Consider the following 25,801-nt stretch of genomic DNA (forward strand, 5'->3'; position numbering starts at 1 on the left):
ATGCGATGCTTTACCAGTTGGATATTGGGTCTTTTTTCCCTACTACTATTCATTTTTTCCCTACTCGCAATTTTTGAGCTATTTCCTTATCTTGCTGCAATAAAACCAAGCCCATGAAATTTGCGATTATAAGAGAAAGAAAGAGTCCGCCGGATAGAAGAGTAGTCTTTACTCCAGAGCAATTGAGTCGTTTAGATCTCGCTTTCGCGAAAGCGGAATTTATAGTAGAATCCTCACCGATAAGAATCTTTCCAGATAGTCAGTATGCATCTCATGGTATCGCTGTGCAAGAAGATGTAACGGTAGCGGACGTTATGATAGGTGTAAAAGAAGTGCCTAAAGAGGCGTTGATACCCAATAAAAAGTATTTTTTCTTTTCCCATACTATTAAAAAGCAACCTTATAATAGAGAGTTGCTTAAAACCATACTGGATAAAAAAATAGAACTGTACGATCATGAAACCATTACTAGAGAAAATGGTGCGCGATTAATCGGTTTTGGTAGGTATGCTGGTATAGTAGGAGCGTACAACGGTTTTAGAGCTCTAGGTTTGCGAGACGGTTTATATAACTTACCTAAGGTAGAATCTTTGCCAGATTATGCAGCTCTTAAAGCACAATTGAAAAATATTAAGAATCTATTGCCAGCTATTAATATAGCAATGACAGGTAATGGAAAGGTCGCTGGTGGTATTCTAGAGATTTTAAAAGAGCTAGAAATTAAAGAATTAAAACCTAAAGAATATTTGCAGCTCGGTCAGTTTAAAAATGATCAAACCACTTTTACTATACTAGACGTAGAAGATTATTACACTCGTAAAGACGGTTTACAGCCTACTAAAACAGAGTGTTATAATAATCCTGAGTTACTGGCAAGTGATTTTATGAAATTTGCCAAAGTGACTGATATGTTAATCACTGGGCATTTCTATGGCAATAACGCACCATATTTCTTTACTAGAGAGGATGCAAAATCACCTGATTTTAAAATAAGCCTTGTGGCAGACGTGAGTTGTGATATAGATGGTCCTATAGCATCTACTTTGAGACCTAGCACCATAGCCGACCCAATTTATGGTTATGACGCTCAAGGCGAAAATGAGGTCGCATTTAAAACTCCAGGATCTATTACGGTCATGGCGGTAGATAATTTACCATGTGAATTACCTAAGGATGCGAGCGAAGGTTTTGGCGAGATGTTTGAAAAGCATGTAATTCCGTCGTTTTTTAATGGTGACAAAGATGGTATTTTAGAGAGAGCACAAATGACTACTAGCGATGGTAAACTAACAGAGCGTTTCTCTTACTTACACGATTATGTGTACGGAGAGCAAACTAAGTTTTAAAGCTATAATTTTAAGATATTTGAAAAGCGAGTTACTGTTAGGTAACTCGCTTTTTTTGATTCCATTTGAATGGTGTCGTTCTAGTTGTTCTTAACAGTTATAATTTTCTCCAGTATAATAACCGTTATAAAACCTAAAGTGTACATTAACATATCCCACCAGGAAAAACTAGTACCTATCACTATACGGGCAAATTTGTTTCCTTCTAGACCTAATAAACTTACTATTTGTAAATACTGTGCTGTTTCTATGGCATAGCTAAATAGTAAGGTGGCTACCGCACCTGTCCATACTTTAATTTTACTACACGCCATGACTATAGCATAGATTAATATCACCACAAGTAAATCGCCTAAATAGGGTCTTACAAAATTATCGTGCGCATAGCGTTCTATAAGTATTTCTATGATTAATAATAATACGGCAGCAGCTATGTATAGCGCTTTTTGTTTACGGTGTAGTTTTAGTAACAATGGTGTTGTTTTTAAAAAGTGAAAATATAACGATTAAAAATAAGCTCATACTTATAATAAGTAACCATGCTTTTTGATTAGAAAAAGGATGTATGAAAAGGTTTCCCATATCATAAAATAGTTTTTTTGGTTGCTGTATAATATCCCAACTATTCCATCGCAACACGCGACCTAAATAAATGCCGTAACCGCAAAGTGCGAGAACGGTATATTCAAAAAGGGTGCGGTATTTTGAAGAGGTTATCCAGCCTTTTTGCTGGAGAATTGTGCTCATATCTCTCAGGCTCAAAAGTCCTAGGTATAAACCTGTAATGGCAAAACTAGCTAACATCAATACCTCATAAACCATCCACTCACTACTCGCATGTCGCACATGAATTAAATCGGTCACGATATAAGGCGCGTTAGGTAAAAAAGCAATCCACACGATGGCTGTTAGAATGATGTTTGTTGTAGATACGCTTTCGCGAAAGCGTAACCTAATGACCATCAAATAAGGAATAAAAGCAAGAAACAAATTCCAGATTAAGAAAAGCAAAAAGAAGTCGTGTGTAATTTTCATGCGCAATGCGAGTAGAAAAACACTTAATAAGGTGAGTAAACTAACTTGTTTAAACTCTGTAAACCGATGTGAAATAAATTCTTTCATTTTATAAACGTGTGTATGTGGTGACTATGTGAAAATAAAACAGGGCGATAGGTACGTTAAGTAATAATACATAACTACTGAAAAAGAATTCTTTGATACTTAACTTACCTGTCAATAATTGTATAAAAACGCTTAATAGTATTAATGAATTAAATGGAACTGCTATTACTAGAAAACCAAATCCTATCACGGCAAATACACTATTTGCCGTGATTAAATACAATCCTAGGATTAAGGTGCCTAAGGTAAATGAAGCCAGAGCAAACTGTATCGATAACCGACAGGTGGTGTGCAGTTTACTGGGCAACCTCATGCTGGTCTTGTTTGATTTTATAAGCGATATAATTAAACTCTTGCCAGTTGCGATTTATGAACCCTGATTCATAATATCTATCGCGGCTGCTACCACTGCGGTATACTTGTTTTGTGTACTCTTCATAAAGACCATGATCTTTAAGGACTAGTGCATTTTGAGGCAATAGACTCTCTAGATAAGGACGGTCTACCTGTTGTACGTTAATATTGTGGTCGGTAATGATAGCAGACCAGTTGATGAGTCCGTAGATCGCAATGACTGTATATCCTATGGCCATGTTGCGTCTTATTAAATAAACAAAGTTTAAACGATAGCTAACTTTTAAATAAGTAGTTGCTAATCCTATAATAGTAAGTAGTAAATACACTAGTACACCTATACGTTTATGGGTTAACCCATGGTCTGTGATATAGGCATAGTTTTTAATAAAAATACTAATTACTAGCAAGGCGTTAAGAACGATCCAGCTGTAGGTAAGTATTCTTAGTTTTTCATTGTTCTTGATGAAATTTAAGTCACCGCGATATATAAATGCTATTACACCTATAGCGAGTATAATACTGACTATAGAAGCATAAACACCTTGATGTACTGCGTCGGATAGTACACTCGCTTTGCTAGAACCAGACATATTGGTTATAAATAAAACCTCAGTTATTAAAACGACTACCAGTAGGACATTAAGACAGATGATAGAGATAAAACCTATTTGCTTTTCGTTTTTTACGGTGAGCAGTTGTAGGTCGTTTAATTTTTTAGGAGCCAGTTCATTTGGGTAATTAATATCCTGATCTGTAATCTCGATGATAGGTTGCGGCGATTGAATATTGGCCATTATTAAAGCACCTACAGCTGCTGTAAAGATCCAGAATATATCAATAAACGATAGGTCTATTGCTGTAAGGAATTCACTGAAAACAGGATTTGCTGTACTGTACAAAAGAGTGAAGATTACGACTAGAATTAAGGGAATAACAATCACTTTAACTATTTGTCCTACATCTACAGCTTTTTTAGGTGTAGTTGTTTCAGGTGTTTCTATTTGATAAAAAAATGAATGAAAGACACCTAGAACGGTATTGTAAAGTCCATTGAGCCAACTCAAATATATACTCGTTTGATGACTGGCAACGTAACCTATAAATAACAAGGTACTTAAAAAATAACCGACTATACTCCATGCAGAGCCATGAACAGCTATTGCACATGCACTGGCAAGCATTCCTAATGCACTTAATATAATGGTGCTTTTTAATATTATTTGATGCCTAGAAATAGCCAATGCAATAATGAGGAATAGGGAATAAATGAAGGCGTTAATTCCTAAATCTTGTGTGTAGAATAAGGTTGAGAATACGATCCCACCTAGAATGATGATAATTGTTTTTTTCATGGTTTTAGTTTGAAGTGATAGTAATTGGTTTGATAAGTGCTATAGGAGAATATAAATGTTGTTTAAAATCTATATCATGAACAGGAGATGCTTTGTGTCCTGCCTCGATGGCATGAAGGAATAAGCTGTATTGATCTACATAAAGAATTACACCTACTAGCATGGCTAGGAGTACAAAGGGACTGCGTTTTCCATTGCCCCATAACCAGTATTGCATGGCTATTTCTTGAGCGGTATCTATTTTATAATCGGTAAGAACATGAAAAACATCGTGATCTTCACATCTAGGTTGAGGTTCTAATTTATGTTGAATTAAAAAGCAGCCTAAATGATATCCTAAACTATCTGGTGGATAGGAGAGTAGTTGCTTAGTATGCACATTCCATGACGCACCTGTTTTAAATTTTATATAAACCGAACTGGCTAGCTCAAAGGAAAAATTAACGAACACTTCTCTTAAAGTTATTAAAGTACTTTGAATTTCAAAGTAAAGGTGTAAAAAAAAGGTTTTCTTTATTTTGGGTATGTGTGATGGGTTCTTCATGCTGTTTTAGTTGGAGTTATCGTTTTTTAATCCGAGTCTTACGAGCGGTAAAATTTAATAAGATTTATTTCTAATTTTTAGTTTTTAAGGTATATCCTTGATCAATGTTATGGGTTAGGTACCTGCTTTTAATACTCATATGATTCTAGCCACTTATTAATTTTTCTAGCGCCTCGATGTGTTTTTTAAACTCTAGTTTACCTACATCTGTAGCGATATATTTAGTGTTCGGTTTGCGACCTATAAAACTCTTTTCTACTCTTATATAGGCTTCCTTTTCAAGAGCTTTAGTGTGACTCGCTAGGTTTCCATCGGTCACATCGAGCAACTCCTTGAGTTCTTTAAAATCGGCATGATCGTTTACTACGAGCACGGACATAATGCCCAGTCGTATACGGTGATCAAATGCTTTATTTAGTTTGTTTATAAGACTCATGAGTCGATTTACTGCTTTGTAATATTCATTAACTGCTCATCATAACGTACGGCTTTTTTTACAGACGCGGTTAGATCTACTACATAATTGCGGTAGTTATCACTGCTGTCAAAAATACCATTACCATTCACGTCTTTTTGAGTTTGAAAATATAATTTATCATTTTCTATTATAAATCGCTGACCATTAAACTCCTCAAAATCTTCCGTTAATTTTGTGAAATTTGTGCCATCTAGATCGCTTATAAATAAAGCTGATAAATCATTGTAATCGAGTTGTTGATCTTTATTAGTATCTAGATTATGACCATTGTACAAAACAAATTCTACACGAGGATTGTTCTCTAACTTATTATAAATAGTAGCGCTAGTAATAGTAATCTCTTCATTGATCACATTAATTTTATTACCGGTTTGTATATCTTCTACTATAAACCCTGCATATTCACCAGAAAAAGTATAATTGTTATAAGAAGTGGATGCCGCTCCATAGGATCCATACCTACTTTTACTAATAGAAAAATCGTCATCAATAGCTACGCGTTCTATCGCGATAGCATGATATAAATACTGAGTGCTATCTATATGTACAGGTAGTTTTAAAACCTTTATAGCTGTAGAGTCCTTTTTTATTGTAAAATCTTCTGCATTTTCTACAGTATCGTCTATGACAACAGTAGTTTTTTGCTCTGAATCACAAGACATCAGTAACAGTGCGGTACAAAGAATCAATACTATATTATTAAGATGTTTTTTCATTTTGTAATTTTTAATTCTAAAAACTTAAAGACGAACCACTCACCACTATTTATCATACTTATAATACATCACTGCACCATAAATGATGTGACATAACCCAAAACCAGCTGTCCAGAAATACAGTCCGTAACCTATAAATTGAGTATTGATTAATCCTAGAATTGCACAGCTTAAACCTAAATATTTAACCGTACCCAAAGTGAATTGTGCAGCATTCATACAGGCTAGTCCATAAAAAACCAGCATGGCTGGAGCTACTAGACCTATTAAATGATATTGTAATAAAGCCAGTGTAAATAACGCACCTATATTAAGAGGTACCATAAAATTAACCACCAGTCTTATAGACTGTTTGGTCCATATTTTTTGTTTATGTTTTGAGGCTTTTGCCTTAGTAAGAAAAAATGCAGTTAGTACAGCCATAAATAAAACGATAGCCGCAACGACTAGTATTTGTAGTGATGGATTTTGATCCCATGGAGTAGTAGTGAGTCTATCCAGAGTATCTCTAGTACCATTTTCTCTTGCTTTTTCAATTATGAAATACCCAAATACACCACCTATCAATGCATATATTCCCGCCATTACACCGCTCATTCCTGATAAGGATATAAATCTAGTAGATTTATTCATGAGTGATTTAATCTCTTTAATGTCGTCTAGATATTTATCTGTTTTCATAATTAAAGTACTTTGAAATACAAAGTAAATGTATTTCAGGATAGTATGAAAGCTTTTTTTTATTTATTTTAAGTGGAGTAAAGTTTGTTGAGATCTCGCTTTCGCGAAAGCGGAATAACTTCTAACTTTAAACCATGAATCCAGCCGAAGAGTATATCAATAATAAACCAGAGCCATATCGTGCGGTAATGCTACACTTGCAGTTTTTAATAGAATCAAATTTTCCTGAGATGCAACTGAAGTATAAATGGCACATGCCTTTTTATTATCTAGAGGATAAAATGATGTTCTGTTTTTTTAATTTCAGAAAGACTTTTGTCGATTTAGGGCTAAGTTATGGAGATAGGTTGAGTAATCAGCACGGTGTTTTAATAGCTGGAGAAGGAAGAAAAATGTTGAGATCTCTAAGATTTAAAAATCTAGAAGATATAAATGACTCAATTATTATTGAGACATTACAAGAGTTAATTGTAATACGCAAATCCATGAAAAAGAAATGAGTAGAAGTAAATGGATCTTGCTGGTAGTTGTGTTTTTAATCTTTACGACTATTACAGCGATAGTAGTTATGGAGCGTTACTTATACCACAATTCTTCTAGAAAACCAACTAATGCTTATTTACACAGCCGTATTAAAAAATATAAAATACAAGGAATAGATATCTCTCATCACCAGGGTGATATAGACTGGGAAGAAGTAAAACATCCTGATACTACACAAGAATTAAAATTTGTATTTATAAGAGCCACTGTAGGGATAGATAAAGATAAACGCTTTGAAGAAAACTGGAGTGGAGCAGGTGATGCGCTATTATCTCGTGGTGCCTATCACTATTACTGGAGCGATGTAAATAGTACCAAGCAAGCAAAACATTTTATTGAAACGGTAAAACTAGTAAAGGGAGATTTACCACCAGTATTAGATATAGAAGATATAAGTTCTATTCAAAATGTGACCTCGTTAAGAAAAGGATTGAAAAACTGGATACAGCTGGTAGAAGATCATTATGGAGTAAAACCCATTATTTACACGGGCGATAGTTTCTACCATTCGTTTTTAGAACCAGATAGTTATTTTAAATCGTATCCTAATTTGTGGATTGCAAATTATAACCGCATTGATCTACCTGACGCAGACTGGGATTTCTGGCAGTATACAGATCGAATGCCTATAAATGGGGTAGAAACGCTAGTAGATGCCAACGTTTTTAAAGGGTCTTTAAATAGATTTAACCGTTTATTAGTTCCTTAAATTTATCCTTCTAGAAAGGGATTGCTCCATTTTACATTAGTATATACATCATCACCGCTTAATGTTTTTAAAAAGTCTACCAGTGCTGTTTTATCGGTATCTGATAAGCGTAATTGTTGCCCAGTAGTTCCATTGTTTTCAAGTAAAATAGGGTCTATGGACTGCTGGTTTGTTAAATCGATAGCATTGTAATGTTCTATCATATCCATAATAGTGGTGAAAGAACCGTTATGCATGAGTGGGCCATTTAACGCTCCTTCAGGATTTGTAATATTTCTTAAACTAGGAGATCTAGTATTAGTGTGATCAAAAACAGCTGCATCCTGTATAGTAGCAATAACGCCATTATTTTGAATATTATCTTTAATAGCAAATTCTGGCGGGACATGACAGCTTACACAACCAGCACCGCCGTTTTGTGGAGTGGTCGTAAATAAAAATTTACCTCTGTTTTCTGATGTGTTGTAATTAGGGAATATGCCTCCTAAATTTCCTGTAGCCATTAAACCAGCATCATATTCAGAATCAAATGACTGTATACTTAATACAAATTGTGATAAGCTTTCTTGTAATCTAGCCTCGGTAACTAGTTGATCTCCATAAATCTCATTAAACAAAACTTGATAATAATCTATAAGTGATAATTTTAAAAGCAAATCGTCAAAACCAGGACTGCCTTGCTCACCACTAAATCCCATTTCGGTATGATCTCTTATAGGCTGTGTAACCTGTTCTTCTAATGATGTAACTCTTTCATCCCAAAAAAAGTTTGTGCTAGGCTGGAAACCAGTGTTTATTAATCGCATACTATGTCTACCAGTGGTGCCATTTACACCGATGCTAGCGGTTGCGGTATCTCCAAAAGCGTTTTCTTGGTGATGACAGCTTGCACAAGAAATACTGTTATTAACAGAAAGCTGTTGGTCATAAAATAAAATACGACCTAACAGGGCTTTTTTATTATCTATTGTATTCCCACTAGCAGTAAATCTGATATAAGAAGGAATATTAAAGTTTTGATATTCTGCTGTATGCTCTAGATTTATATTATCACCAAAAACAGCGTTGAGAATGGATTGATCTGTTGCGATGTATTCCTCGTCATCATTTTGACAAGATATAGCTAAGAATAGAATCGATAATAATAAAATAGGGGAGAGCTTCATAACATGAATTTATTATTATGACTTTCTGATTATACAATAGTTTAAGTAAGTTCAATTCATATAAATAAAAAAGGCTTCTTGAGTTTACAAGAAGCCTTTAATTAAGAATAAGAGTTTATTTCTAGTTGAATGCAACTAGAACACCATCTACTGTTTCTTTTGTGTTTTTTGCATTTGTTGCAATTACTTTACTGTCGTCAGTACGTATGATTTGTAAATCTTTAATTTCGGTATCTCCAGTATCAACTATAGCACCTTGCTTTACTAAAACTACCATTTTATTTTGATACTTGAATTTTGATAATGTTACTTGAGTATCTCCTGTAACAGAAAGAGCTGTCAAATCATTTGTGTAAATTCTGATTTTTAAGTCTTCAATTTTAGCATTAGAATTTTGCTTTATTGTTAAGGACTTACCTTCTGTTGAAATACTTAGATCTTGAGTATCTTTATTGATAGCAACTTGATTTTTTGTAGAGTAAACTATCTCTACCTGTGCATCGGTATCAATTTTGATTTTTGAGAAGTCTTTTACTTCTTGAATAGATTGTGCAGTACATATACCTGCAAAAAGAATAGCGGTTAATAAAATTAGCTTTTTCATATTTTAAAGTTTTAAGTGTTAATAGCTTACTTAATAGACATGCAAATATCTATTTTGTTTCATCGTTTTGTAAGAGCTTTACAATTTGTTCACGTTATTATGTGAAATTAGCAACAAATGAAATGTTAAACACCTTATTTCATTGAGGCTCAAGCGATTTGTTAAAAGTTGTTAAAATGTTTAAAATATGCGGTTTACACTTCTTTTTTATAATAAAATTCAGCGCATTTAGGTGATAGAAAACTATCAAAACGGCAGATTTAAGCTAGTTCCATTCTATTTAACATAATTTTTAATCTTACTTTTTGAGAATAATAAGCATAAAAAAACGGTGCTACTTAACAAGTAAATAGCACCGCTTTATAAAATTTGATTTTTTATTAAAACGAATGAATTGTTTTTCTAATAGCAACTAATCTAGTTAATAAACCTTCTAAATGTTTTAAGTCTAGCATGTTTGCACCATCACTCTTTGCATTTGCAGGATCAAAATGAGTTTCTATAAAAAGCCCATCTACGTTATTTACAATTCCGGCTCTTGCTATAGTTTCTATCATATCTGGCCTACCACCGGTAACACCACTGGATTGATTAGGTTGTTGTAAACTATGCGTTACGTCTAGTACAGTAGGAGCATACTCTCTCATGGTAGGAATACCTCTAAAGTCTACGATCATATCTTGATAACCGAACATAGTACCACGGTCTGTAATCCATGCTTGCTCGTTACCAGAATCTTTTACTTTTTGTACTGCATGTTTCATTGCCTCAGGAGACATGAACTGACCTTTTTTAAGATTTACTACTTTACCAGTTTTTGCTGCTGCAACCACTAGGTCTGTCTGTCTAACTAAAAAAGCAGGTATTTGTAATACATCCACATACTCAGCTGCAAGAGCTGCATCACTCACTTCATGAATGTCTGTTACGGTAGGGATATCAAAAGTTTCAGAAACCTTGCGTAATATTTTTAAAGCCTCTACATCACCTATTCCAGTAAAACTATCTATTCGACTGCGATTTGCTTTTTTAAAACTTCCTTTAAAAATATAAGGAATCTTTAAGTCGTCTGTAATTTTCAAGACTTTCTCTGCAATGCGCAGTGCCATTTCTTCACCTTCTATGGCACAAGGTCCAGCAAGTAAAAAGAAATTGTCTGAATCTGTATGTTTTATGTTAGGTATTTTATTAAGTTCCATAAATGCTTTTTGTTAGTTTTTAACGATAACTTCTCTACCGCTTTCTTCCCATTTGGTTATACCGCCTTTCATATCATATATGAGAGTAAAACCTTTATCCTGCAAGATTTTTGCGCATCTAGCGCTTTGACCACCTTTATTACAATACACTAATAGAGGTTGGGTTTTATCCATAGTATCTAGATAGGAATTAAGATCGTCATTTTCTACCTCGATATTTACTGCATTTTTAATGTGCTTCTCAGTAAATTCTGACTTTGTTCTTACATCCACAACCTTTACACCTTCTACAGCGATAATTTCTTCAGCTTGTTGTATAGACACTTTATTAATGGTACCGCTTTTTTCTTCTTTACAGCTGTGAAATGCCAGCGCTAGCAGTAATACGATAATGAAGTTGAGTAACTTTTTCATTATGCTTTCATTGCAGTATCTCCATCCCAGTTACTAAAACCTCCTGTTAGATTAAATGTATTTTTAATCCCTAGTTGTTCCATAATCTGGCATGCTTGCATGCTGCGGCTACCAGCACGACAGTACACATAATAATTTTTATCTGCATCCATTCCATTAACTGCCTCCATAAACTCTTGCGGTTTAAAGATGTCGTAATGTAGTGCATTAGGAATCATACCTTCACTCACCTCATCATCGGTGCGTACATCAAGTATAATAGAATTATCATCTTGAGCTGTTTGCTCTTTCCACTCTTGGTTATTTAGATTTGTCATAATTTATAGGGAACAGCTGCTCGTAGCAACTATTTTTTGATTTTTTAGATTTGTTTTCTTGATTGCTCCGTATCCACCTTCTACATTTACCATATGAGGTATACCATTAGCTACAGCAATACTAGAAAAAATTACTGATCTATACCCACCAGCACAATGTACGTGATAGGTATCTTGGGAATTAAGTTTTTTTACCTCTTCATGAACTAAGTCTAGAGTATGCATAGGTACACTGCATATGTGACCAGCCTCATATTCTCCAGGTTTGCGACTGTCGATAGGGTTTTTAATACTGCCATCTTCTAGGCCGTTTATAAAATCTTGAGCCGTAATATTTTCTATTTTAGAAATATCGTTTCCACTATTTTTCCAAGTGTCAAAACCACCTTCTAGAAAACCTTGAGCGTTATCATATCCCACTCTAGCTAGTCTAGTAACGGTTTCTTCTTCACGTCCAGTAGGGGCTACAATAATAATTTTTTGATCTATATCTTCAATAAGGGCACCTATCCATGGTGCAAACTGTCCATCTAGACCTATAAACCATGATCCAGGAATAGATCCAGCGGTGTACTCTTGTGGTGATCTCACATCTAGAACTAGATAGTCATCATCTTCTGCAAGCGCTTTAAAAGAATTCAATTTGAGAGGCGTAGTTCCTCTAGCGATAATCTCATCTATGCTAGAATTTACTCCTTTATTCATAGATACATTTTTGGGAAAGTAACCTGGTGGAGGTGCAATACCATCGGTTAATTCCTTTATAAATCCTTGCTTATCTAGTTGTGGATTAAGAGCATAGTTGGTCTTTTTTTGATTACCCAACGTGTCACTAGTTTCTTTACTCATGTTTTTACCGCATGCGCTACCTGCACCATGTGCTGGATATACGATTACATCGTCCGGTAAAGGCATGATATGATTTCTAAGAGAGTCATATAAATGACCTGCTAGATCTTCTGTAGTTAAATTTGATTTTGCAGCAAGATCTGGTCTTCCTACATCACCTATAAATAGAGTGTCGCCTGTAAAAATTGCTTGTTCCTTTCCTTCGGCATCTCTTAATAAATAGCAAGAAGATTCCATAGTATGTCCAGGAGTGTGCAGCAATTGAAGCGTTATGTCTCCTACATTAAATGTTTGTAGGTGTTCCGCTTTCGCGAAAGCGTAACTAGTAACAGCATTAGGTCCTATTACAATAGTTGCACCTGTTTTATCTGCTAGATCTACATGACCAGAAACAAAGTCTGCGTGGAAATGAGTAAGGAATATATACTTAATCTTAACACCATCTTGTGCCGCACGATCAATGTACTGTTGTACTTCTCTTAAAGGATCTATGATTACAGCTTCACCGTTTGAAGCGATATAGTAGGTTCCTTGAGCGAGACACTTTGTATAATACTGTTCAAGAATCATTAGTTAAATTTTATGCAAAAATACGATTTATAACGCTCAGAAATGTAAAAAGCCCATGAGTACATCATGAGCTAGTATAGAAATTAATTATAGTTGTTTACTTAATGCGACATCCTATCGCTGGAGATGTGGTAACGGCAATTTCTTCTCCACGTATGAGTGACTGCAGTGCGTTTTCTAAGTAGTTATTTTTAACAGCATTTTCATCGTGATAATTATCGTCTATCGCACCGATATATTTAACGATGTTTTGATCTCCTTCTTTTTTAAGTAAGAAAACATGTGGCGTTTTAGTGGCACCATACTGAGGGAATATATTTTGATCTGTATCTACTAAATAAGGAAAGGTAAACCCTTTTTGTTTTGCTCTAACCTTCATGGCATCATAACTGTCTGAAGGATATTCATCTGGATTATTAGGATTAATAGCTATTACAGGATATCCTAGGTTCTTGTATTTCTTATCTAGTGCGATGATGCGATCTTCATAAGCAACACTATAAGGACAGTGGTTACAAGTAAAAATAACCATAAAACCTTTTGCATCGTCATAATTTTTAAGCGATACTTTTTCTCCATCTATATTTTTAAGAGAAAAGTCTGTAGCTGCATCACCTATGTGGTATCCTACAAGAACGGCTGTTTTTTCCTTTGCAGGAGACTGTTTCTTATTTTCATTAGGTACAGGGCGCTCTGCAAAAAGATTAGTACGCTCGTGCGTCTCTAACATTCCTGATACTACCGCGATGGCAATAGCGCCTACCACCGCAACGGTTAAAATTTTTAAAGTTTTCATAAGAATTCCTTTATAGCATTTTCTAAATCTGCTTTGGATAATGCTTTATTAAAAAACTGTTTTTTATCTTTTGAAACGATTAAAGTTACTGGTATTGCACCGTCCCAATGCTGGTCGACTATAGGTATCCATTCTGCAGCATATGGGTCATCTAATAGGAGAACTTTGGACTTGATATTATTTTCTTTAAGAAATGGATCTACCGCGCTTTGAATATTTTTCTTCTCGTCTAGAGAGATTAAGATCATGTCTACTTCTTCTAGATAAGAACTGCCTACACTTTCAAAGTGAGGTAATTCTTCGACGCATGGTGCACACCATGTAGCCCAAAAATTGATAACTTTAATCTTATCGTTAGGTGATACAGTTTCTCTAAGGCCATCTTGTCCTATTGCTGTGACCGTTGCTATAGGTCTGTTATCGCAAGCTGTGCAAATAATGATTAATGCAAAAAGAGATAGTAACTTGTTCATTTGAACAAATATAACGTTGTAGTGAGATAATTAGTTGTCGTTTAACTATTCTTGGCTGTCTTTTAAAAAAAATATAACATTTTATATGTCAGAAACTTCTTGTAATCAGGATTTAATACGTGATTTCATAAGTTCTACAACCTTATAAGCAGCTGGACAAATACTCGTATTCTTAACGGTAAGAGTTCCTATTTGATATATTTTTCTTCTATCAGTATGTGGGTACTCTCTGCAGGCTTTAGGTCTTACTTCATAGATAGAGCAATAGTTATCTGCTCCTAAAAAATGACAAGGGGTTTGTTGTAAGACATAGTCTTGATCTTCATCTATCTTTAAAAACTGGTCGATGAAGTCACTAGGTTTCATCCTGAAATGTTTAGATATTCTGTTGATGTCTATATGCGTAAAAAGTGGGCCAGTAGTTTTGCAACAATTGGCACACTTTAAACAATCAACTTCTTCAAATATCTCGTTGTGTATTTCTTGAACTGCGCCGTCTAGACCTTTAGGTTTTTTCTTGCGTAGTTTTTTAAAGTAATCTGTGTTTTCTTTTTTGTTTTGCTGCGCTAGATGTGGCAGTTTCTTAAGAAAATCTTCCATTAATTACAGCTAGGCATGTGCATAGAGCTTTGATAACCTTGCTCTTTAAGTTGGGTAGTAACAGAGCAAATTAACTCTCTAGACCAGTATACACTAGCACTTTCTTTTGCTTTATTAATTTGAGCAATACGACCGAATAGTTTTAATCCAGTATTAGATTTTTTAAAGGTTTGTAATTCGGCTCTTTGAGCGTCAGTCATTCCTTCTCTGTTTTTTCTATATTGAACACCAGTACTAGAAGAGTAGAACTTAATCAAATTGCGCAAGTCTTCCTTATCTTCAAAAACAGCACGGTATTCTGATGCTAGAATTCCTTTAAATTTTGAAACAGATGCATTTTTGTTGGCATAGAATTTTTGCCATGTGTCTGCTGGTACGTCTTGCGTTTGGTAAGCATCTTGTACCATTTTAACCATACCATCATAAGCACCTTCATATTCTGCATCAATACCACTTACAGAAAAATATTCCATCATTAGAGATTGATAAGATTCTTTTTTCTGCGCGCTGGCAAGAGTGGTTACTAATAATAAAGCTAGTATAAGTTTAAAAGTATTTTTCATATTATAAATGTGTTGAAAACAAAAATAATTTTAATGACGCACTATAGGTGAGTATTTGTTCTTTTTATTCTGTTAATCGGTATAAGTAGTGGTTATAGCGATAAAGAGTTGATAAATCACGTTAATGGGTATGATGAGGTTTTATTCAGTGTCTTAAATTCACATAATAAGTTATAATAATACAAAGTGCCTGTCTAGAATTACAATGTTTTCTAGACAGGCACTTTGTATTATTTTCTTATTGGTTATCTGTTTGCAGCTCTATGGCGTTCTCTAGCAAGCAACGTGTTTTTTAATAACATGGCGATAGTCATAGGACCTACACCACCGGGAACAGGTGTGATGTAACTAGCTTTTTTAGAAACATTTTCAAAATCTACATCACCGGTAATATAGTAACCACGCTCACGAGAATCATCTGGTACGCGAGTAATACCTACATCTATAATAACTACATCATCTTTTACCATTTCTGCCTTTAAGAATCCAGGAACTCCTAATGCTGTTATGATAATATCTGCTTGTGATGTAATTTGAGTAATGTTCTTTGTATGACTATGTGTTAGTGTAACTGTAGAATTACCAGGAAAACCTTTTCTACCCATCAAGATACTCATAGGTCTTCCTACGATGTGAGATCTACCTATTACTACGGTATGTTTACCTTGTGTGTCTACACCATAACGATCTAATAATTCTAGAATACCGAATGGTGTTGCAGGAATAAAAGTACTCATGTCTAGCGCCATTCTACCAAAGTTAGTAGGGTGGAAGCCATCAACATCTTTATCTGGATCTACTGCCATCAATACTTTTTGAGTATCAATTTGTTTAGGTAATGGAAGCTGTACGATAAACCCATCTATCTCAGGATTATCGTTTAACTTTTTAATTTCTTTAAGTAGCTCTGTCTCGCTAGTTGTGTTAGGCATGCGCACCATAGTACTTTTAAAACCTACACGTTCACAAGCGCGTACCTTAGAACCTACGTATGTAAGACTTGCGCCATCATTCCCTACGATAACGGCTGCTAGGTGAGGTACTTTCTCACCGTTATCTTTCATTGCTTGAACGGTATCTGTGATCTCGTTCTTAATATCATTACTTGTTTTCTTTCCGTCGAGAATAATCATAAGTTGTGTGTGATGGTTAATTCCGTTGTAAAATTGGTTAATAAGAGTGAAATTAAGAAATTTAATCGTCTACACTTATTATCTACTTGTTAACGATAAGGTTTGCGTTACTATATAAATGAGATAAAAAAATCCCAAGCGTTAACTTGGGATTAGATTTTTATTTGATAAGGTGTGAAAAAATGATGTTTATTTCATTTTTCCTAAAGCATTCATCATAGCTTTTCCTTTACCACCTTGCATCATTTTCATCATTTTACTCATCTGGTCAAATTGTTTGAGCAGTTGGTTTACTTCTGTAACTGTAGTACCACTACCTTTTGCAATACGTTTTTTACGAGAACCATTGATCACTTGTGGTTTTGTACGCTCTTCTATAGTCATAGAATGTATAATAGCTTCAATACCTTTAAATGCGTCATCATCTATGTCTACATCTTTAAGCATTTTTCCTGCACCAGGAATCATACCCATAAGATCTTTCATGTTACCCATTTTTTTGATTTGCTGGATTTGAGAAAGAAAATCATCAAAACCGAATTGGTTCTTTGCGATTTTTTTACTCAGCTTTCTAGCTTGTTCTTCATCAAATTGTTCTTGAGCACGTTCTACCAGAGAGATAACATCTCCCATACCTAGAATACGGTCTGCCATACGTTCTGGGTAGAAGATGTCGATAGCCTCCATTTTCTCACCAGTACCTATAAATTTAATAGGTTTATCTACTACAGATTTAATAGAAAGTGCAGCACCACCACGAGTATCACCATCTAACTTTGTAAGGATTACACCATCAAAATTAAGACGATCGTTAAAGGCTTTTGCTGTATTTACAGCATCTTGCCCTGTCATAGAGTCTACTACAAAAAGAGTTTCATGTGGTTTAATCGCTGCGTGTACATCAGCAATTTCGGTCATCATTTGCTCGTCAACAGCTAGACGTCCAGCTGTATCTATAATTACAGCGTTAAAGCCGTTTTGTTTTGCATATGCGATAGCTGCTTCAGAAATCTTAACCGGATTTTTTTCTTCACGATTAGAAAAAACCTCTACGCCTACACTTTCTCCTACTACGTGCAACTGGTCTATCGCTGCCGGGCGATATATATCACAGGCTACTAAAAGAGGTTTTTTACTCTTTTTAGTTTTAAGAAAATTTGCGAGTTTACCAGAAAAAGTAGTTTTACCAGAACCTTGTAAACCAGACATAAGAATAATGCTAGGATTACCGCTTAAGTTAATTCCAGCAACATCACCACCCATTAATTCAGTAAGCTCGTCCTTTACAATTTTTGTAAGTAGCTGTCCTGGTTTAAGAGTTGTTAATACACCTTGACCTATAGCTTTTTCTTTAGCTCTAGATGTAAATTCTTTTGCGATTTTATAGTTAACATCGGCATCTACAAGAGCGCGACGTATTTCTTTAAGAGTATCTGCAACGTTAACTTCGGTAATGCTTCCATGTCCTTTAAGGACGTGCATGGCTTTATCGAGTTTGTCAGTTAAATTATCAAACATATTTTTTGACTCAATTTTAGAAGATAGCAAAGATACTATTTCATGCCTTTATGTTCAAGGTTTTAAAGTGCTTTGTTATCAATGAAATAAAAGAGAATAAGATGCCTTTGTTGCGAGTATAAATTCATCTTAATTAAACTAGTAATTTTTGATGAGATTTTATTTAAAATAAGTAAGTTTTGAAAAGTAGATGGCATCCTTAAATAATTGAAGAATAGTTAGAATAAATGTTAAAAACCTTATTTTGTGTATATTGCAGAAACTTAAAAAACTATAATGAAAACTTTAAAAACAGCCTTTAATTTACTCAGCTTACTTACCGTTTGTTTTATAATCATAAACTGTAGTGGTGATGATGATACTGCAGGTGATGGCACTACCGATAGTGTAACCTTAAACACATCAGTAAGTCAACTAACTTTTAGTGACACAGCTGCAAATGAAACAGCCCAAGATCGATCTTTCTCTTTAACAGGATCTTCTCTCGTGTCACAAATAGATCTTTCTACCACTGGAAATTTTGAGATTTCTAGTGATGCGGTTAACTTTTCTAGCAGCCTCAGTATCCTTGCTACAGATGTAAATGGATCTAATACGATTTATGTTAAATTCCTTCCTGATGCAATAGGAGCATTTCAAGGTGTTGTGACCATTCAAAGTGTAGATATTTCTACTGATTTACAAGTATCGTTGAGTGGTAATGGTGTACCGGTTATCCATAATTATCAAACCTTTAATAGAGAACGCGTAGCATTCGGTGGTGGTTTTTCACAAACTTCTGTGCAGTCATATAACTTACATGATGACCTTACTAATATAGAGGCGATTAAAATGTATGTACAATTAACTTGTCCTACAGGTGGTTGTGATGAGTGGGATGTTTATGCAAATGTAAAAGTGACTGATGTAGCGTCCGGAGAGCGCTATGAGTTAGCTCGATTTATTACTCCTTATTGGAACGATAATAGCCAGCTTGCTAGAGGTTTTGAATTTGATGTTACAGATTTTAAATCCCTATTAAGTGGTAATGTGGAATTAAGAATAAGAACGGAATGCTGGAATGCTAGAGGTTATGAGGTAAGTATCGATTTCGATTATATAGAAGGTACTCCAGATTATGCTTATTATGGTATTACACGTGTGTTGAATTATGATAACGGTTCTGCAGCAGGAGTTCCTTATGGGGTAACGCATACTAAGGATTTAACTAGGTCTATTACTGTGCCAGCAAATGCGCAAAGCACACATTTAAGAACTATTATCTCAGGTTGGGGACAGGCAGCATCTGGAGATGCAGACGGTCGCACTTGTGCTGAGTGGTGTTTTAGAACTCATGATGTTTTAATTAATGGAGCAAATATGTTTCAACATGATCTAGCGCCATTAGGCTGTGCCAGTAATCCTGTGAATAACCAGGCACCAGGAAACTGGATGCCAGATAGAGCAGGATGGTGTCCTGGTATGGAAGTGCCTACTAGAATAGATAACTTTACATCGAGTATGGCTGGGACTACCTTTACTTTTGAATATGATTTTGAAGACTGGACTAACACTACTACAGACGAGTCTTTTTATCCTATTTCTTCTTTTGTAGTCGTAAAAAGCGATACGCCTATAACAAGAGCAACGGTTATTGATTAATTTCAATAATCCTAACTTAAAGTCTTAATAGAAATGTGTTCTTGATGCATTTCTATTAAGACTTTTTTTGTTGCGATCTCGCTTTCGCGAAAGCGGAATACGTACCATCATTTGAAAGTTTAATTCATTTAACTGTGAGATTTTAGAAAAGATAACTTTAAAACAAAAGAAACAAATAAAAACAAAAACCCCATCGAGAATAAACTCGATGGGATTTTTTATGAAATAACAAAGAGAATTAGTTAATCTCTAAAACTTCTAATTCAAAAACAAGGTCGTGACCTGCAAGTGGGTGATTAGCATCTACTACGATGTGATCTTCCTCTACTTGTGCAACACGTAACTGACGCTCAGAGCCATCAGGATTTTGAGAAATTAATCCCATACCTACTTCTGGCTTTACTTCCTGAGGTAGCTGGTCTTTAGGTACTTTATGAAAAAGCTCTTGAATAATTTCTCCATAAGCTTCTTCCTTAGGGATTTCAATAGTTTTCTTTTCATTAACCTTCATATCCACAAGACCTTTTTCAAAACCTGGTATCAACGCTCCCTGACCTAGTTGAGCCTCTAGTGGCTCTCTGTCTAAAGAACTATCAAATACCTGTCCGGTAGATTTTAATTTCCCTGTGTAATGCACTTTGATAGTGTCATCTGCTTTAACTTGACTCATAAAAATTGATATTTTTGTATCAGCTGCAAAGGTATGATTTACAAATACCTAAGAAAAACTATCTGCATACAATCTTCTTAGATTAATAAAGACTTAACGATTAGGTGTTATTTATGAGAATAATGGGTGTGGAATATCCTGATTTTATAGTAGATTAGAAATAAAATTAAAATGGGATTATTTGATAAGATTTTAGGAAATGCGGGAGAGGTAAATCATGATAAATTAGTGCAAGAATATGGACATTTATTAATCAGTGAAGAGGTTATAGAAATGGGATTTGTTCTAATGAGAGATGTATTTATGTTTACCAGTCACCGATTAATATTGATTGATAAACAAGGGTTAACTGGTAAGAAAATAGAAATGAAATCCATGCCTTACAAGAGTGTTTCTAGGTTTTCGCTAGAAACGGCTGGTACATTTGATCTAGATGCCGAACTTAAAATATGGATAAGCAGTGAAAATATACCTAGTGTAAGTAAGAAGTTTTCAAAAGGCGTAGATGTTTATAAAGTGCAGCGATTACTAGCTAGTAAGACCTGTTAATTTATAGAATTAATTTGCGGTTATAATTCTGGTGAAATAATTTATTAGAACTTTCTACAGCTAGGTAGTAGTAGGTGATGGGGTATGGATATCTGTCCTCTACAATAATGAAGATCTGTAGATTTTTGCTATTTCCATCGAGCAATGGGATAAACCGCACTCATTCGTTGTGTTGACATATGATAGTGGAGGGAAATTTTCTTTTTTAATTGATAAGATAAAGTTGTGTGATCTTTAAAAGATAATTTTTATGCCGAATAAAGCAATATATAGTAATGTAAAAGGAGCAAGCGTTTCTGTGCTTAAAAAAACATAAGTGCATACTGGCACGTATAGCTACCACCTTAAGAAGTGATATTGTTTTTTTGAATTATATGCTTACTTGCTCCTTTTCTTTATTTTTACTACTGGTGTTTCATGCTACATACAACGTTGAAAAATTGTAGTTCAATTCAGTATGTTTGTTTAATAATCTTCGTTACGTTTTAAACTTCCAGAACCGTTATATCCCCAGTTTGTATATCCGTCGCCTTCTTCATTAGAAACATGTCTAGTATGGAAAATAGAAAGTTCATTTTCTGATGTCCAAGACAAAGAGTAGAATTGAGTTTCTGTCCACACACCGCCACTATCCATCCAGAAAGCATTAAGCTGACCACCAAAGCCTTTACTCATGATAACCTCTTTATCAAAATCTTTGGCAAGATCCCCATCTTCATCGGTTTCGGTCATATATACATTATTATGGTCTATGTATAATCTTATAAAAACAGATTCACCACTATTAGTGTCTATGTTTCCTTCCCAGAGACCATCAAAGTTTTTTTCCTGAGCACTAGCATTTACTATACCTATAAATAGAAATAGTGTAGTAAGAATTAATTTCTTCATAATTTTAGTTAAGTTTTTAATATGTGTTAAAATTATGCTATTTTTTTTATATTTAAAATAATTATTTAAGGAGTATTTCATCAATTGCATGATCGCTGACCGTTTTGTTACTTCATGACCTTAATAATTATTCCGCAAAAATAAATGACTATGTGGTTGTGAATTACTTTCCATTTTTAAGTCAACATAGATCATTTTGTATCTAAACTTTCATTGTGATCTTCCTTGATTATCCTGTTTTATTGCTCAATTTCTTTTTTATTAAAACTAAATTTATTAATTCAGCTCTTATTTTTAATGAATGTTTTTATTTTGAGTTATCAATTGAGAGAGAAAATTAAACTAGTAAGATCTTTTATTTAATGGAAGATGCTCAATCTTTCAGGCTTTTGCGAAAGCGAAACTAAAAACAATAAATCTAGTTGAAAATCAGGTATTTGAGAGAAATGGCTTAATTATTCTAATAAACCGCTAAAAACCAATAAATAAGCCTATTTTTGCAGCCGCTAACAAGCGTTATTTTTATGAAAGACATTAGAAACATTGCAATTATTGCTCACGTAGACCACGGTAAGACTACGTTAGTAGACAAGATTTTACACCACTGTGAGATTTTCCGTGAGAATGAATCCACTGGAGAATTGATCCTTGATAACAATGACATCGAGCGTGAACGCGGGATTACTATCCTTGCAAAGAACGTATCGGTAATGTACAAAGGAACTAAAATCAATATTATTGATACTCCTGGTCACGCCGATTTTGGTGGTGAAGTAGAACGTGTGTTAAACATGGCCGATGGTGTGCTACTTTTAGTAGATGCATTTGAAGGACCGATGCCACAAACTCGTTTTGTATTACAAAAAGCAATAGACCTAGGTTTAAAGCCTTGTGTTGTTGTAAATAAAGTAGATAAAGAAAACTGTACTCCAGATGAGGTACATGAGTCTGTTTTTGATCTAATGTTTGAATTAGGTGCTGAAGAATGGCAACTTGATTTCCCTACTGTTTATGGTAGTGCAAAGAATAACTGGATGTCTGATGACTGGAAAGATGAGACGACTGACATCGAGCCTCTTCTTGATATGGTTATAAAGCATGTACCAGCTCCTAAAGTAGAAGAAGGTACTACGCAATTATTAATTACTTCTTTAGATTTCTCTAACTATACAGGTCGTATCGCGATAGGACGTATTAAAAGAGGTTCTATAAAAGAAGGTCAAAACGTGACTCTTTGTAAGCGTGACGGTTCTCAAACTAAAACTAAAGTCAAAGAAGTTTATGTCTTTGATGGTATGGGAAAAGCCAAGGTAACAGAAGTAATGGCTGGTGATATTTGTGCTATAGTTGGACTAGAAGGTTTTGAAATAGGTGACAGTGTTGCTGATTTTGAAAATCCTGAAGCGATGGAAACTATCGCTATCGATGAGCCTACAATGAGTATGTTATTTACAATTAACGATTCTCCTTTCTTCGGTAAGGATGGTAAATTTGTAACATCTCGTCACATTAATGACCGTCTTACTAAAGAATTAGAAAAGAATCTTGCTCTACAAGTACACGATACTGGTAGTGCAGATAAGTTTATGGTTTTCGGTCGTGGGGTATTACACCTTTCTGTATTAATTGAAACGATGCGTCGTGAAGGTTATGAATTACAGATAGGACAGCCACAGGTTATCATAAAAGAAATAGATGGTGTTAAATGTGAGCCTGTAGAAGAGCTTACTATCGATTTACCAGAAGAGGTAAGTGGTAAAGCTGTTGAAATGGTTACTTTGAGAAAAGGTGAAATGACTAGTATGGCTCCTAAAGGTGCACGTATGGTTTGTGAATTTAAAATCCCTTCTCGTGGTATTATAGGTTTAAGAAATCAACTGATCACTGCTACTGCTGGTGAGGCTATTATGAATCACCGTTTTGTAGGTTTTGAACCTTATAAAGGTGAAATCGCTGGTCGTATTAACGGTTCTATGATCTCTATGGAAAAAGGAGTTTCTATTCCTTATTCTATGGATAAATTACAAGATCGTGGTAGATTCTTTATCGCACCAGGTGAAGAGATTTATGGTGGTCAGGTAGTAGGTGAAAATTCTAGACCAGATGATCTAGCAATCAACCTTACTAAAACTAAGAAACTTTCTAACGTGCGTAGTGCAGGTAATGATGATAAAGTAAAGATTGCTCCACCAGTGAAATTTACTCTAGAAGAAGCTCTAGAATACATCCAGAAAGATGAATATGTCGAGGTTACTCCTAACTTCTTGAGAATACGTAAGATTTTACTTGATGAAAATGCACGTAAACGTGCTGGAAAACAACTTTCTTAATCACGGATTAAGTTATTGATATTGAAAAAGCAGATTCTCAAGAATCTGCTTTTTTTTGCTCTATACTTTTACTGACTATTAAGCTTGTTTGCAACTATAGCATTCTCTTATCTTAGCATTAAATTACACTAGTTTTTGACTTTAACCCTGCAGCAATACCATCCTGATCTTAAACGAGTATGGAATGACTTTATAGATCATTCTATTAATGGGACATTTCTATTGCATAGAGATTTTATGGACTATCATCAAGATCGGTTTAAAGATCATAGTCTGATGGTTTTTAATGAGGACTCACTAATTTGTTGTATTCCTGCACATATGGTTAAGGATTCTATTTATAGCCATCGTGGTTTGAGCTATGGTGGTTTGATTTTAAATCTAGAAGGAAGTTCTTTTATTTATGATATAGTAGGTTCTTTTTTAAGGTATTTTAAAGAGTCCGCTTTCGCGAAAGCGGAATTACAACCACCACCTTTATCTTATAATGCTATAAATATTGAAATAGCAACTTCATTAAAAAGATATGGGTTTAAGATAAATCGTATTTTACATAATCAATATGTGAATCTAGAGGAAGAGGTTAATGTTTCTCCTAAAAAGAGTATAGGATACCGCAATGGGAAATTTGATGGTATAAGAATTGAAAAAAGTAATGATTTTAAATCTTTTTGGAATCTTGTACTCATACCACAATTGGAATCTAGACATGCATCTAAGCCAGTACATAATGAGGAAGAGATAGAATTATTACACACTAGATTTCCTGAACAAATAATTCAGCATAACGCATGGCGAGATGGAGAATTGCTGGCTGGTATTACATTTTTTATAAAAAATAAAGTAGTTAAATCGCAATATGCAGCGAGTTCATTAAAAGGTATGAAAACCGATGCAGTGGGTTTTTTATATATGGAGGCGATGGAAGAGTTTAAGGAAAAAGGATTTTCTATAATGGATTATGGGCCGGTAAATGAACGTGATGGATCTGTTAATGAAGGGTTGTTGCGTTTTAAAAAGCAATTAGGTTGTGTAGAAGAAGAGTGGCAAAGATGGGAAATAGAGTTTTAAAAACTTTATTAAAGTTAAAAACCACTAGTAAAAAGGTGCTATCAGACACTCATTCACTAGCGGTTTACCAACCAAACTTAACTTATTTTTCTTTTTCATAATATCTTGAGATGTTTATAATTAATTAAAGGCTAATTCAATAATCTAAACAAAAACTTCTAATCTTATGATGGTACAAATTTAGTGCATTGACCAAGTTTAAGATGCTAATGAGCCGTTAAGCATTGTTAAGTAGTGTTATCGATAAGTTTAAAAAAGCAGTTATGTTTGCAACAGAATATTAACAAATGAAGAATACAAAGCGATCTTTTCACATGGCCATTATTTCTAGTGTGCTACTGTTAGTCTTTACTTTACTATCTTATACGACTAGAACTACAGGAAATAATATCAATGATATTACAGGTTATTTGATGACCTTGTTTTTTGTTACTGTGGTTATGGGTTTTGTTTTAAGCTTGTTGAGTATTAAAGAAAAGTACCATTGGAAAAAGTATGTAGGAATAGGGATCAATACATTTTTCTTTATTTTACTAGTCATAGGATTATTGGGTAATCTGGTAGACATAGTAAATGCTTTTAGTTAAAGCACTTTTGTT

At 34.4% G+C, this 25,801-nt stretch carries 30 protein-coding genes; 8 read left to right on the forward strand and 22 right to left on the reverse strand.

All coding sequences use genetic code 11. The features are described 5' to 3' along the window. The first annotated feature begins 113 nt into the window (after window positions 1-113). Complete coding sequence (locus tag ABJF08_RS13565; RefSeq protein WP_348116796.1) at window positions 114-1,346, forward strand: NAD(P)-dependent oxidoreductase; 1,233 nt, start codon at window positions 114-116, stop codon at window positions 1,344-1,346. An 80-nt stretch (window positions 1,347-1,426) separates the two neighbouring features. On the opposite strand, the gene ABJF08_RS13570 is transcribed toward ABJF08_RS13565, so the two are convergent. The 8 genes from ABJF08_RS13570 to ABJF08_RS13605 form a co-directional block, all read right to left on the reverse strand. Further along, on the reverse strand, window positions 1,427-1,819 hold the full coding sequence (locus ABJF08_RS13570; protein ID WP_348116797.1) for a DUF2809 domain-containing protein: 393 nt from the start codon (window positions 1,817-1,819) through the stop codon (window positions 1,427-1,429). Further along, window positions 1,797-2,468: a DUF1361 domain-containing protein gene (locus ABJF08_RS13575; RefSeq protein ID WP_348116798.1), complete on the reverse strand. Its 672-nt coding sequence runs from the start codon at window positions 2,466-2,468 to the stop codon at window positions 1,797-1,799. The genes ABJF08_RS13570 and ABJF08_RS13575 overlap by 23 nt, the downstream gene beginning before the upstream one ends. 1 nt (window position 2,469) lies before the next feature. After that, the gene (locus ABJF08_RS13580) at window positions 2,470-2,781 is read right to left on the reverse strand and encodes a hypothetical protein (protein WP_348116799.1); all 312 of its coding nucleotides are present in this window, start codon (window positions 2,779-2,781) and stop codon (window positions 2,470-2,472) included. Next, a complete protein-coding gene (locus tag ABJF08_RS13585; protein ID WP_348116800.1) occupies window positions 2,765-4,177 on the reverse strand; it encodes a DUF4173 domain-containing protein in 1,413 nt (470 codons plus the stop codon). Before ABJF08_RS13585 ends, ABJF08_RS13580 begins: the two co-directional genes overlap by 17 nt. 4 nt (window positions 4,178-4,181) lie before the next feature. Next, the gene (locus tag ABJF08_RS13590) at window positions 4,182-4,721 is read right to left on the reverse strand and encodes a hypothetical protein (RefSeq protein ID WP_348116801.1); all 540 of its coding nucleotides are present in this window, start codon (window positions 4,719-4,721) and stop codon (window positions 4,182-4,184) included. A gap of 145 nt (window positions 4,722-4,866) precedes the next feature. Beyond that, window positions 4,867-5,157, reverse strand: coding sequence for a transcriptional regulator (locus ABJF08_RS13595; protein WP_104516442.1), 291 nt, complete (start codon window positions 5,155-5,157; stop codon window positions 4,867-4,869). 8 nt (window positions 5,158-5,165) lie between these two features. Next, entirely contained in the window at window positions 5,166-5,915 is a 750-nt protein-coding gene (locus ABJF08_RS13600) for a hypothetical protein (RefSeq protein WP_348116802.1), read from the reverse strand. Window positions 5,916-5,960: 45 nt separating this feature from the next. Further along, the gene (locus ABJF08_RS13605; RefSeq protein WP_348116803.1) at window positions 5,961-6,596 is read right to left on the reverse strand and encodes a hypothetical protein; all 636 of its coding nucleotides are present in this window, start codon (window positions 6,594-6,596) and stop codon (window positions 5,961-5,963) included. A gap of 134 nt (window positions 6,597-6,730) precedes the next feature. On the opposite strand from ABJF08_RS13605, the gene ABJF08_RS13610 reads away from it, so the two are divergent. Beyond that, window positions 6,731-7,096 (forward strand): DUF1801 domain-containing protein, encoded by a 366-nt coding sequence (locus ABJF08_RS13610; protein WP_348116805.1) that lies wholly within the window; start codon window positions 6,731-6,733, stop codon window positions 7,094-7,096. After that, a complete protein-coding gene (locus ABJF08_RS13615; protein ID WP_348116806.1) occupies window positions 7,093-7,848 on the forward strand; it encodes a GH25 family lysozyme in 756 nt (251 codons plus the stop codon). Before ABJF08_RS13610 ends, ABJF08_RS13615 begins: the two co-directional genes overlap by 4 nt. A gap of 2 nt (window positions 7,849-7,850) precedes the next feature. On the opposite strand, the gene ABJF08_RS13620 is transcribed toward ABJF08_RS13615, so the two are convergent. The 12 genes from ABJF08_RS13620 to ffh form a co-directional block, all read right to left on the reverse strand. Then, a complete protein-coding gene (locus ABJF08_RS13620) occupies window positions 7,851-9,014 on the reverse strand; it encodes a cytochrome c peroxidase (protein ID WP_348116807.1) in 1,164 nt (387 codons plus the stop codon). A 121-nt stretch (window positions 9,015-9,135) separates the two neighbouring features. Continuing rightward, the gene (locus ABJF08_RS13625) at window positions 9,136-9,618 is read right to left on the reverse strand and encodes a DUF2807 domain-containing protein (RefSeq protein WP_348116808.1); all 483 of its coding nucleotides are present in this window, start codon (window positions 9,616-9,618) and stop codon (window positions 9,136-9,138) included. A 380-nt stretch (window positions 9,619-9,998) separates the two neighbouring features. Beyond that, window positions 9,999-10,817: a 3-deoxy-8-phosphooctulonate synthase gene (gene kdsA / locus ABJF08_RS13630; protein ID WP_348116809.1), complete on the reverse strand. Its 819-nt coding sequence runs from the start codon at window positions 10,815-10,817 to the stop codon at window positions 9,999-10,001. Between the two features lie 12 nt (window positions 10,818-10,829). Further along, window positions 10,830-11,231 (reverse strand): rhodanese-like domain-containing protein, encoded by a 402-nt coding sequence (locus tag ABJF08_RS13635; RefSeq protein ID WP_348116810.1) that lies wholly within the window; start codon window positions 11,229-11,231, stop codon window positions 10,830-10,832. Next, the gene (locus tag ABJF08_RS13640; protein ID WP_348116811.1) at window positions 11,231-11,548 is read right to left on the reverse strand and encodes a rhodanese-like domain-containing protein; all 318 of its coding nucleotides are present in this window, start codon (window positions 11,546-11,548) and stop codon (window positions 11,231-11,233) included. The genes ABJF08_RS13635 and ABJF08_RS13640 overlap by 1 nt, the downstream gene beginning before the upstream one ends. Window positions 11,549-11,551: 3 nt before the next feature. Next, on the reverse strand, window positions 11,552-12,967 hold the full coding sequence (locus tag ABJF08_RS13645) for an MBL fold metallo-hydrolase (RefSeq protein WP_348116812.1): 1,416 nt from the start codon (window positions 12,965-12,967) through the stop codon (window positions 11,552-11,554). A gap of 97 nt (window positions 12,968-13,064) precedes the next feature. Beyond that, window positions 13,065-13,763: a thioredoxin family protein gene (locus ABJF08_RS13650; protein ID WP_348116813.1), complete on the reverse strand. Its 699-nt coding sequence runs from the start codon at window positions 13,761-13,763 to the stop codon at window positions 13,065-13,067. Beyond that, window positions 13,760-14,236, reverse strand: coding sequence for a TlpA disulfide reductase family protein (locus ABJF08_RS13655; protein WP_348116814.1), 477 nt, complete (start codon window positions 14,234-14,236; stop codon window positions 13,760-13,762). Before ABJF08_RS13655 ends, ABJF08_RS13650 begins: the two co-directional genes overlap by 4 nt. 105 nt (window positions 14,237-14,341) lie before the next feature. Next, entirely contained in the window at window positions 14,342-14,836 is a 495-nt protein-coding gene (locus ABJF08_RS13660; RefSeq protein ID WP_348116815.1) for a YkgJ family cysteine cluster protein, read from the reverse strand. After that, a complete protein-coding gene (locus ABJF08_RS13665) occupies window positions 14,836-15,399 on the reverse strand; it encodes an excinuclease ABC subunit B (protein ID WP_348116816.1) in 564 nt (187 codons plus the stop codon). The genes ABJF08_RS13660 and ABJF08_RS13665 overlap by 1 nt, the downstream gene beginning before the upstream one ends. A 245-nt stretch (window positions 15,400-15,644) precedes the next feature. Beyond that, complete coding sequence (locus ABJF08_RS13670; RefSeq protein WP_348116818.1) at window positions 15,645-16,532, reverse strand: tetrahydrofolate dehydrogenase/cyclohydrolase catalytic domain-containing protein; 888 nt, start codon at window positions 16,530-16,532, stop codon at window positions 15,645-15,647. A 189-nt stretch (window positions 16,533-16,721) separates the two neighbouring features. Then, window positions 16,722-18,050, reverse strand: a complete 1,329-nt coding sequence (gene ffh, locus ABJF08_RS13675; RefSeq protein ID WP_104516469.1) for a signal recognition particle protein — start codon at window positions 18,048-18,050, stop codon at window positions 16,722-16,724. A gap of 276 nt (window positions 18,051-18,326) precedes the next feature. On the opposite strand from ffh, the gene ABJF08_RS13680 reads away from it, so the two are divergent. Then, window positions 18,327-19,691 carry a peptide-N-glycosidase F-related protein gene (locus tag ABJF08_RS13680; protein WP_348116819.1) on the forward strand — a complete coding sequence of 455 codons (1,365 nt, stop codon included), beginning with the start codon at window positions 18,327-18,329 and terminating at the stop codon, window positions 19,689-19,691. 238 nt (window positions 19,692-19,929) lie between these two features. Here ABJF08_RS13680 and ABJF08_RS13685 read toward each other — a convergent pair whose 3' ends face one another. Then, on the reverse strand, window positions 19,930-20,361 hold the full coding sequence (locus tag ABJF08_RS13685; protein WP_348116820.1) for a peptidylprolyl isomerase: 432 nt from the start codon (window positions 20,359-20,361) through the stop codon (window positions 19,930-19,932). Window positions 20,362-20,532: 171 nt separating this feature from the next. Between ABJF08_RS13685 and ABJF08_RS13690 the strand changes: the two genes are divergently transcribed. Next, on the forward strand, window positions 20,533-20,910 hold the full coding sequence (locus tag ABJF08_RS13690; protein WP_348116822.1) for a PH domain-containing protein: 378 nt from the start codon (window positions 20,533-20,535) through the stop codon (window positions 20,908-20,910). Window positions 20,911-21,375: 465 nt separating this feature from the next. On the opposite strand, the gene ABJF08_RS13695 is transcribed toward ABJF08_RS13690, so the two are convergent. Then, window positions 21,376-21,801 carry a hypothetical protein gene (locus ABJF08_RS13695; RefSeq protein WP_348116823.1) on the reverse strand — a complete coding sequence of 142 codons (426 nt, stop codon included), beginning with the start codon at window positions 21,799-21,801 and terminating at the stop codon, window positions 21,376-21,378. 524 nt (window positions 21,802-22,325) lie between these two features. On the opposite strand from ABJF08_RS13695, the gene typA reads away from it, so the two are divergent. From typA to ABJF08_RS13710, 3 genes are all read left to right on the forward strand, one after another. Next, window positions 22,326-24,131 carry a translational GTPase TypA gene (typA, locus tag ABJF08_RS13700; protein ID WP_348116825.1) on the forward strand — a complete coding sequence of 602 codons (1,806 nt, stop codon included), beginning with the start codon at window positions 22,326-22,328 and terminating at the stop codon, window positions 24,129-24,131. 135 nt (window positions 24,132-24,266) lie between these two features. Further along, complete coding sequence (locus ABJF08_RS13705; protein ID WP_348116826.1) at window positions 24,267-25,202, forward strand: hypothetical protein; 936 nt, start codon at window positions 24,267-24,269, stop codon at window positions 25,200-25,202. A 287-nt stretch (window positions 25,203-25,489) separates the two neighbouring features. Further along, entirely contained in the window at window positions 25,490-25,789 is a 300-nt protein-coding gene (locus ABJF08_RS13710) for a hypothetical protein (RefSeq protein ID WP_348116827.1), read from the forward strand. Window positions 25,790-25,801 lie beyond the last annotated feature (12 nt).

Source organism: Nonlabens sp. (assembly GCF_039941875.1).
In the GTDB taxonomy this organism is placed as follows: Bacteria; Bacteroidota; Bacteroidia; order Flavobacteriales; family Flavobacteriaceae; genus Nonlabens.

Bases quoted from the DNA above. Each gene is read 5' to 3' on its own strand.
- ABJF08_RS13620 (WP_348116807.1), bottom strand. From the start codon at position 9,014: ATGAAGCTCTCCCCTATTTTATTATTATCGATTCTATTCTTAGCTATA.
- ABJF08_RS13585 (WP_348116800.1), bottom strand. From the start codon at position 4,177: ATGAAAAAAACAATTATCATCATTCTAGGTGGGATCGTATTCTCAACC.
- ABJF08_RS13580 (WP_348116799.1), bottom strand. From the start codon at position 2,781: ATGAGGTTGCCCAGTAAACTGCACACCACCTGTCGGTTATCGATACAG.
- ABJF08_RS13575 (WP_348116798.1), bottom strand. From the start codon at position 2,468: ATGAAAGAATTTATTTCACATCGGTTTACAGAGTTTAAACAAGTTAGT.
- ABJF08_RS13600 (WP_348116802.1), bottom strand. From the start codon at position 5,915: ATGAAAAAACATCTTAATAATATAGTATTGATTCTTTGTACCGCACTG.
- ABJF08_RS13645 (WP_348116812.1), bottom strand. From the start codon at position 12,967: ATGATTCTTGAACAGTATTATACAAAGTGTCTCGCTCAAGGAACCTAC.
- ABJF08_RS13685 (WP_348116820.1), bottom strand. From the start codon at position 20,361: ATGAGTCAAGTTAAAGCAGATGACACTATCAAAGTGCATTACACAGGG.
- kdsA (WP_348116809.1), bottom strand. From the start codon at position 10,817: ATGGAACTTAATAAAATACCTAACATAAAACATACAGATTCAGACAAT.
- ABJF08_RS13625 (WP_348116808.1), bottom strand. From the start codon at position 9,618: ATGAAAAAGCTAATTTTATTAACCGCTATTCTTTTTGCAGGTATATGT.
- ABJF08_RS13610 (WP_348116805.1), top strand. From the start codon at position 6,731: ATGAATCCAGCCGAAGAGTATATCAATAATAAACCAGAGCCATATCGT.
- ABJF08_RS13635 (WP_348116810.1), bottom strand. From the start codon at position 11,231: ATGAAAAAGTTACTCAACTTCATTATCGTATTACTGCTAGCGCTGGCA.
- ABJF08_RS13615 (WP_348116806.1), top strand. From the start codon at position 7,093: ATGAGTAGAAGTAAATGGATCTTGCTGGTAGTTGTGTTTTTAATCTTT.
- ffh (WP_104516469.1), bottom strand. From the start codon at position 18,050: ATGTTTGATAATTTAACTGACAAACTCGATAAAGCCATGCACGTCCTT.
- typA (WP_348116825.1), top strand. From the start codon at position 22,326: ATGAAAGACATTAGAAACATTGCAATTATTGCTCACGTAGACCACGGT.
- ABJF08_RS13680 (WP_348116819.1), top strand. From the start codon at position 18,327: ATGAAAACTTTAAAAACAGCCTTTAATTTACTCAGCTTACTTACCGTT.
- ABJF08_RS13710 (WP_348116827.1), top strand. From the start codon at position 25,490: ATGAAGAATACAAAGCGATCTTTTCACATGGCCATTATTTCTAGTGTG.
- ABJF08_RS13640 (WP_348116811.1), bottom strand. From the start codon at position 11,548: ATGACAAATCTAAATAACCAAGAGTGGAAAGAGCAAACAGCTCAAGAT.
- ABJF08_RS13650 (WP_348116813.1), bottom strand. From the start codon at position 13,763: ATGAAAACTTTAAAAATTTTAACCGTTGCGGTGGTAGGCGCTATTGCC.
- ABJF08_RS13690 (WP_348116822.1), top strand. From the start codon at position 20,533: ATGGGATTATTTGATAAGATTTTAGGAAATGCGGGAGAGGTAAATCAT.
- ABJF08_RS13565 (WP_348116796.1), top strand. From the start codon at position 114: ATGAAATTTGCGATTATAAGAGAAAGAAAGAGTCCGCCGGATAGAAGA.
- ABJF08_RS13665 (WP_348116816.1), bottom strand. From the start codon at position 15,399: ATGAAAAATACTTTTAAACTTATACTAGCTTTATTATTAGTAACCACT.
- ABJF08_RS13590 (WP_348116801.1), bottom strand. From the start codon at position 4,721: ATGAAGAACCCATCACACATACCCAAAATAAAGAAAACCTTTTTTTTA.
- ABJF08_RS13655 (WP_348116814.1), bottom strand. From the start codon at position 14,236: ATGAACAAGTTACTATCTCTTTTTGCATTAATCATTATTTGCACAGCT.
- ABJF08_RS13670 (WP_348116818.1), bottom strand. From the start codon at position 16,532: ATGATTATTCTCGACGGAAAGAAAACAAGTAATGATATTAAGAACGAG.
- ABJF08_RS13605 (WP_348116803.1), bottom strand. From the start codon at position 6,596: ATGAAAACAGATAAATATCTAGACGACATTAAAGAGATTAAATCACTC.
- ABJF08_RS13595 (WP_104516442.1), bottom strand. From the start codon at position 5,157: ATGAGTCTTATAAACAAACTAAATAAAGCATTTGATCACCGTATACGA.
- ABJF08_RS13660 (WP_348116815.1), bottom strand. From the start codon at position 14,836: ATGGAAGATTTTCTTAAGAAACTGCCACATCTAGCGCAGCAAAACAAA.
- ABJF08_RS13695 (WP_348116823.1), bottom strand. From the start codon at position 21,801: ATGAAGAAATTAATTCTTACTACACTATTTCTATTTATAGGTATAGTA.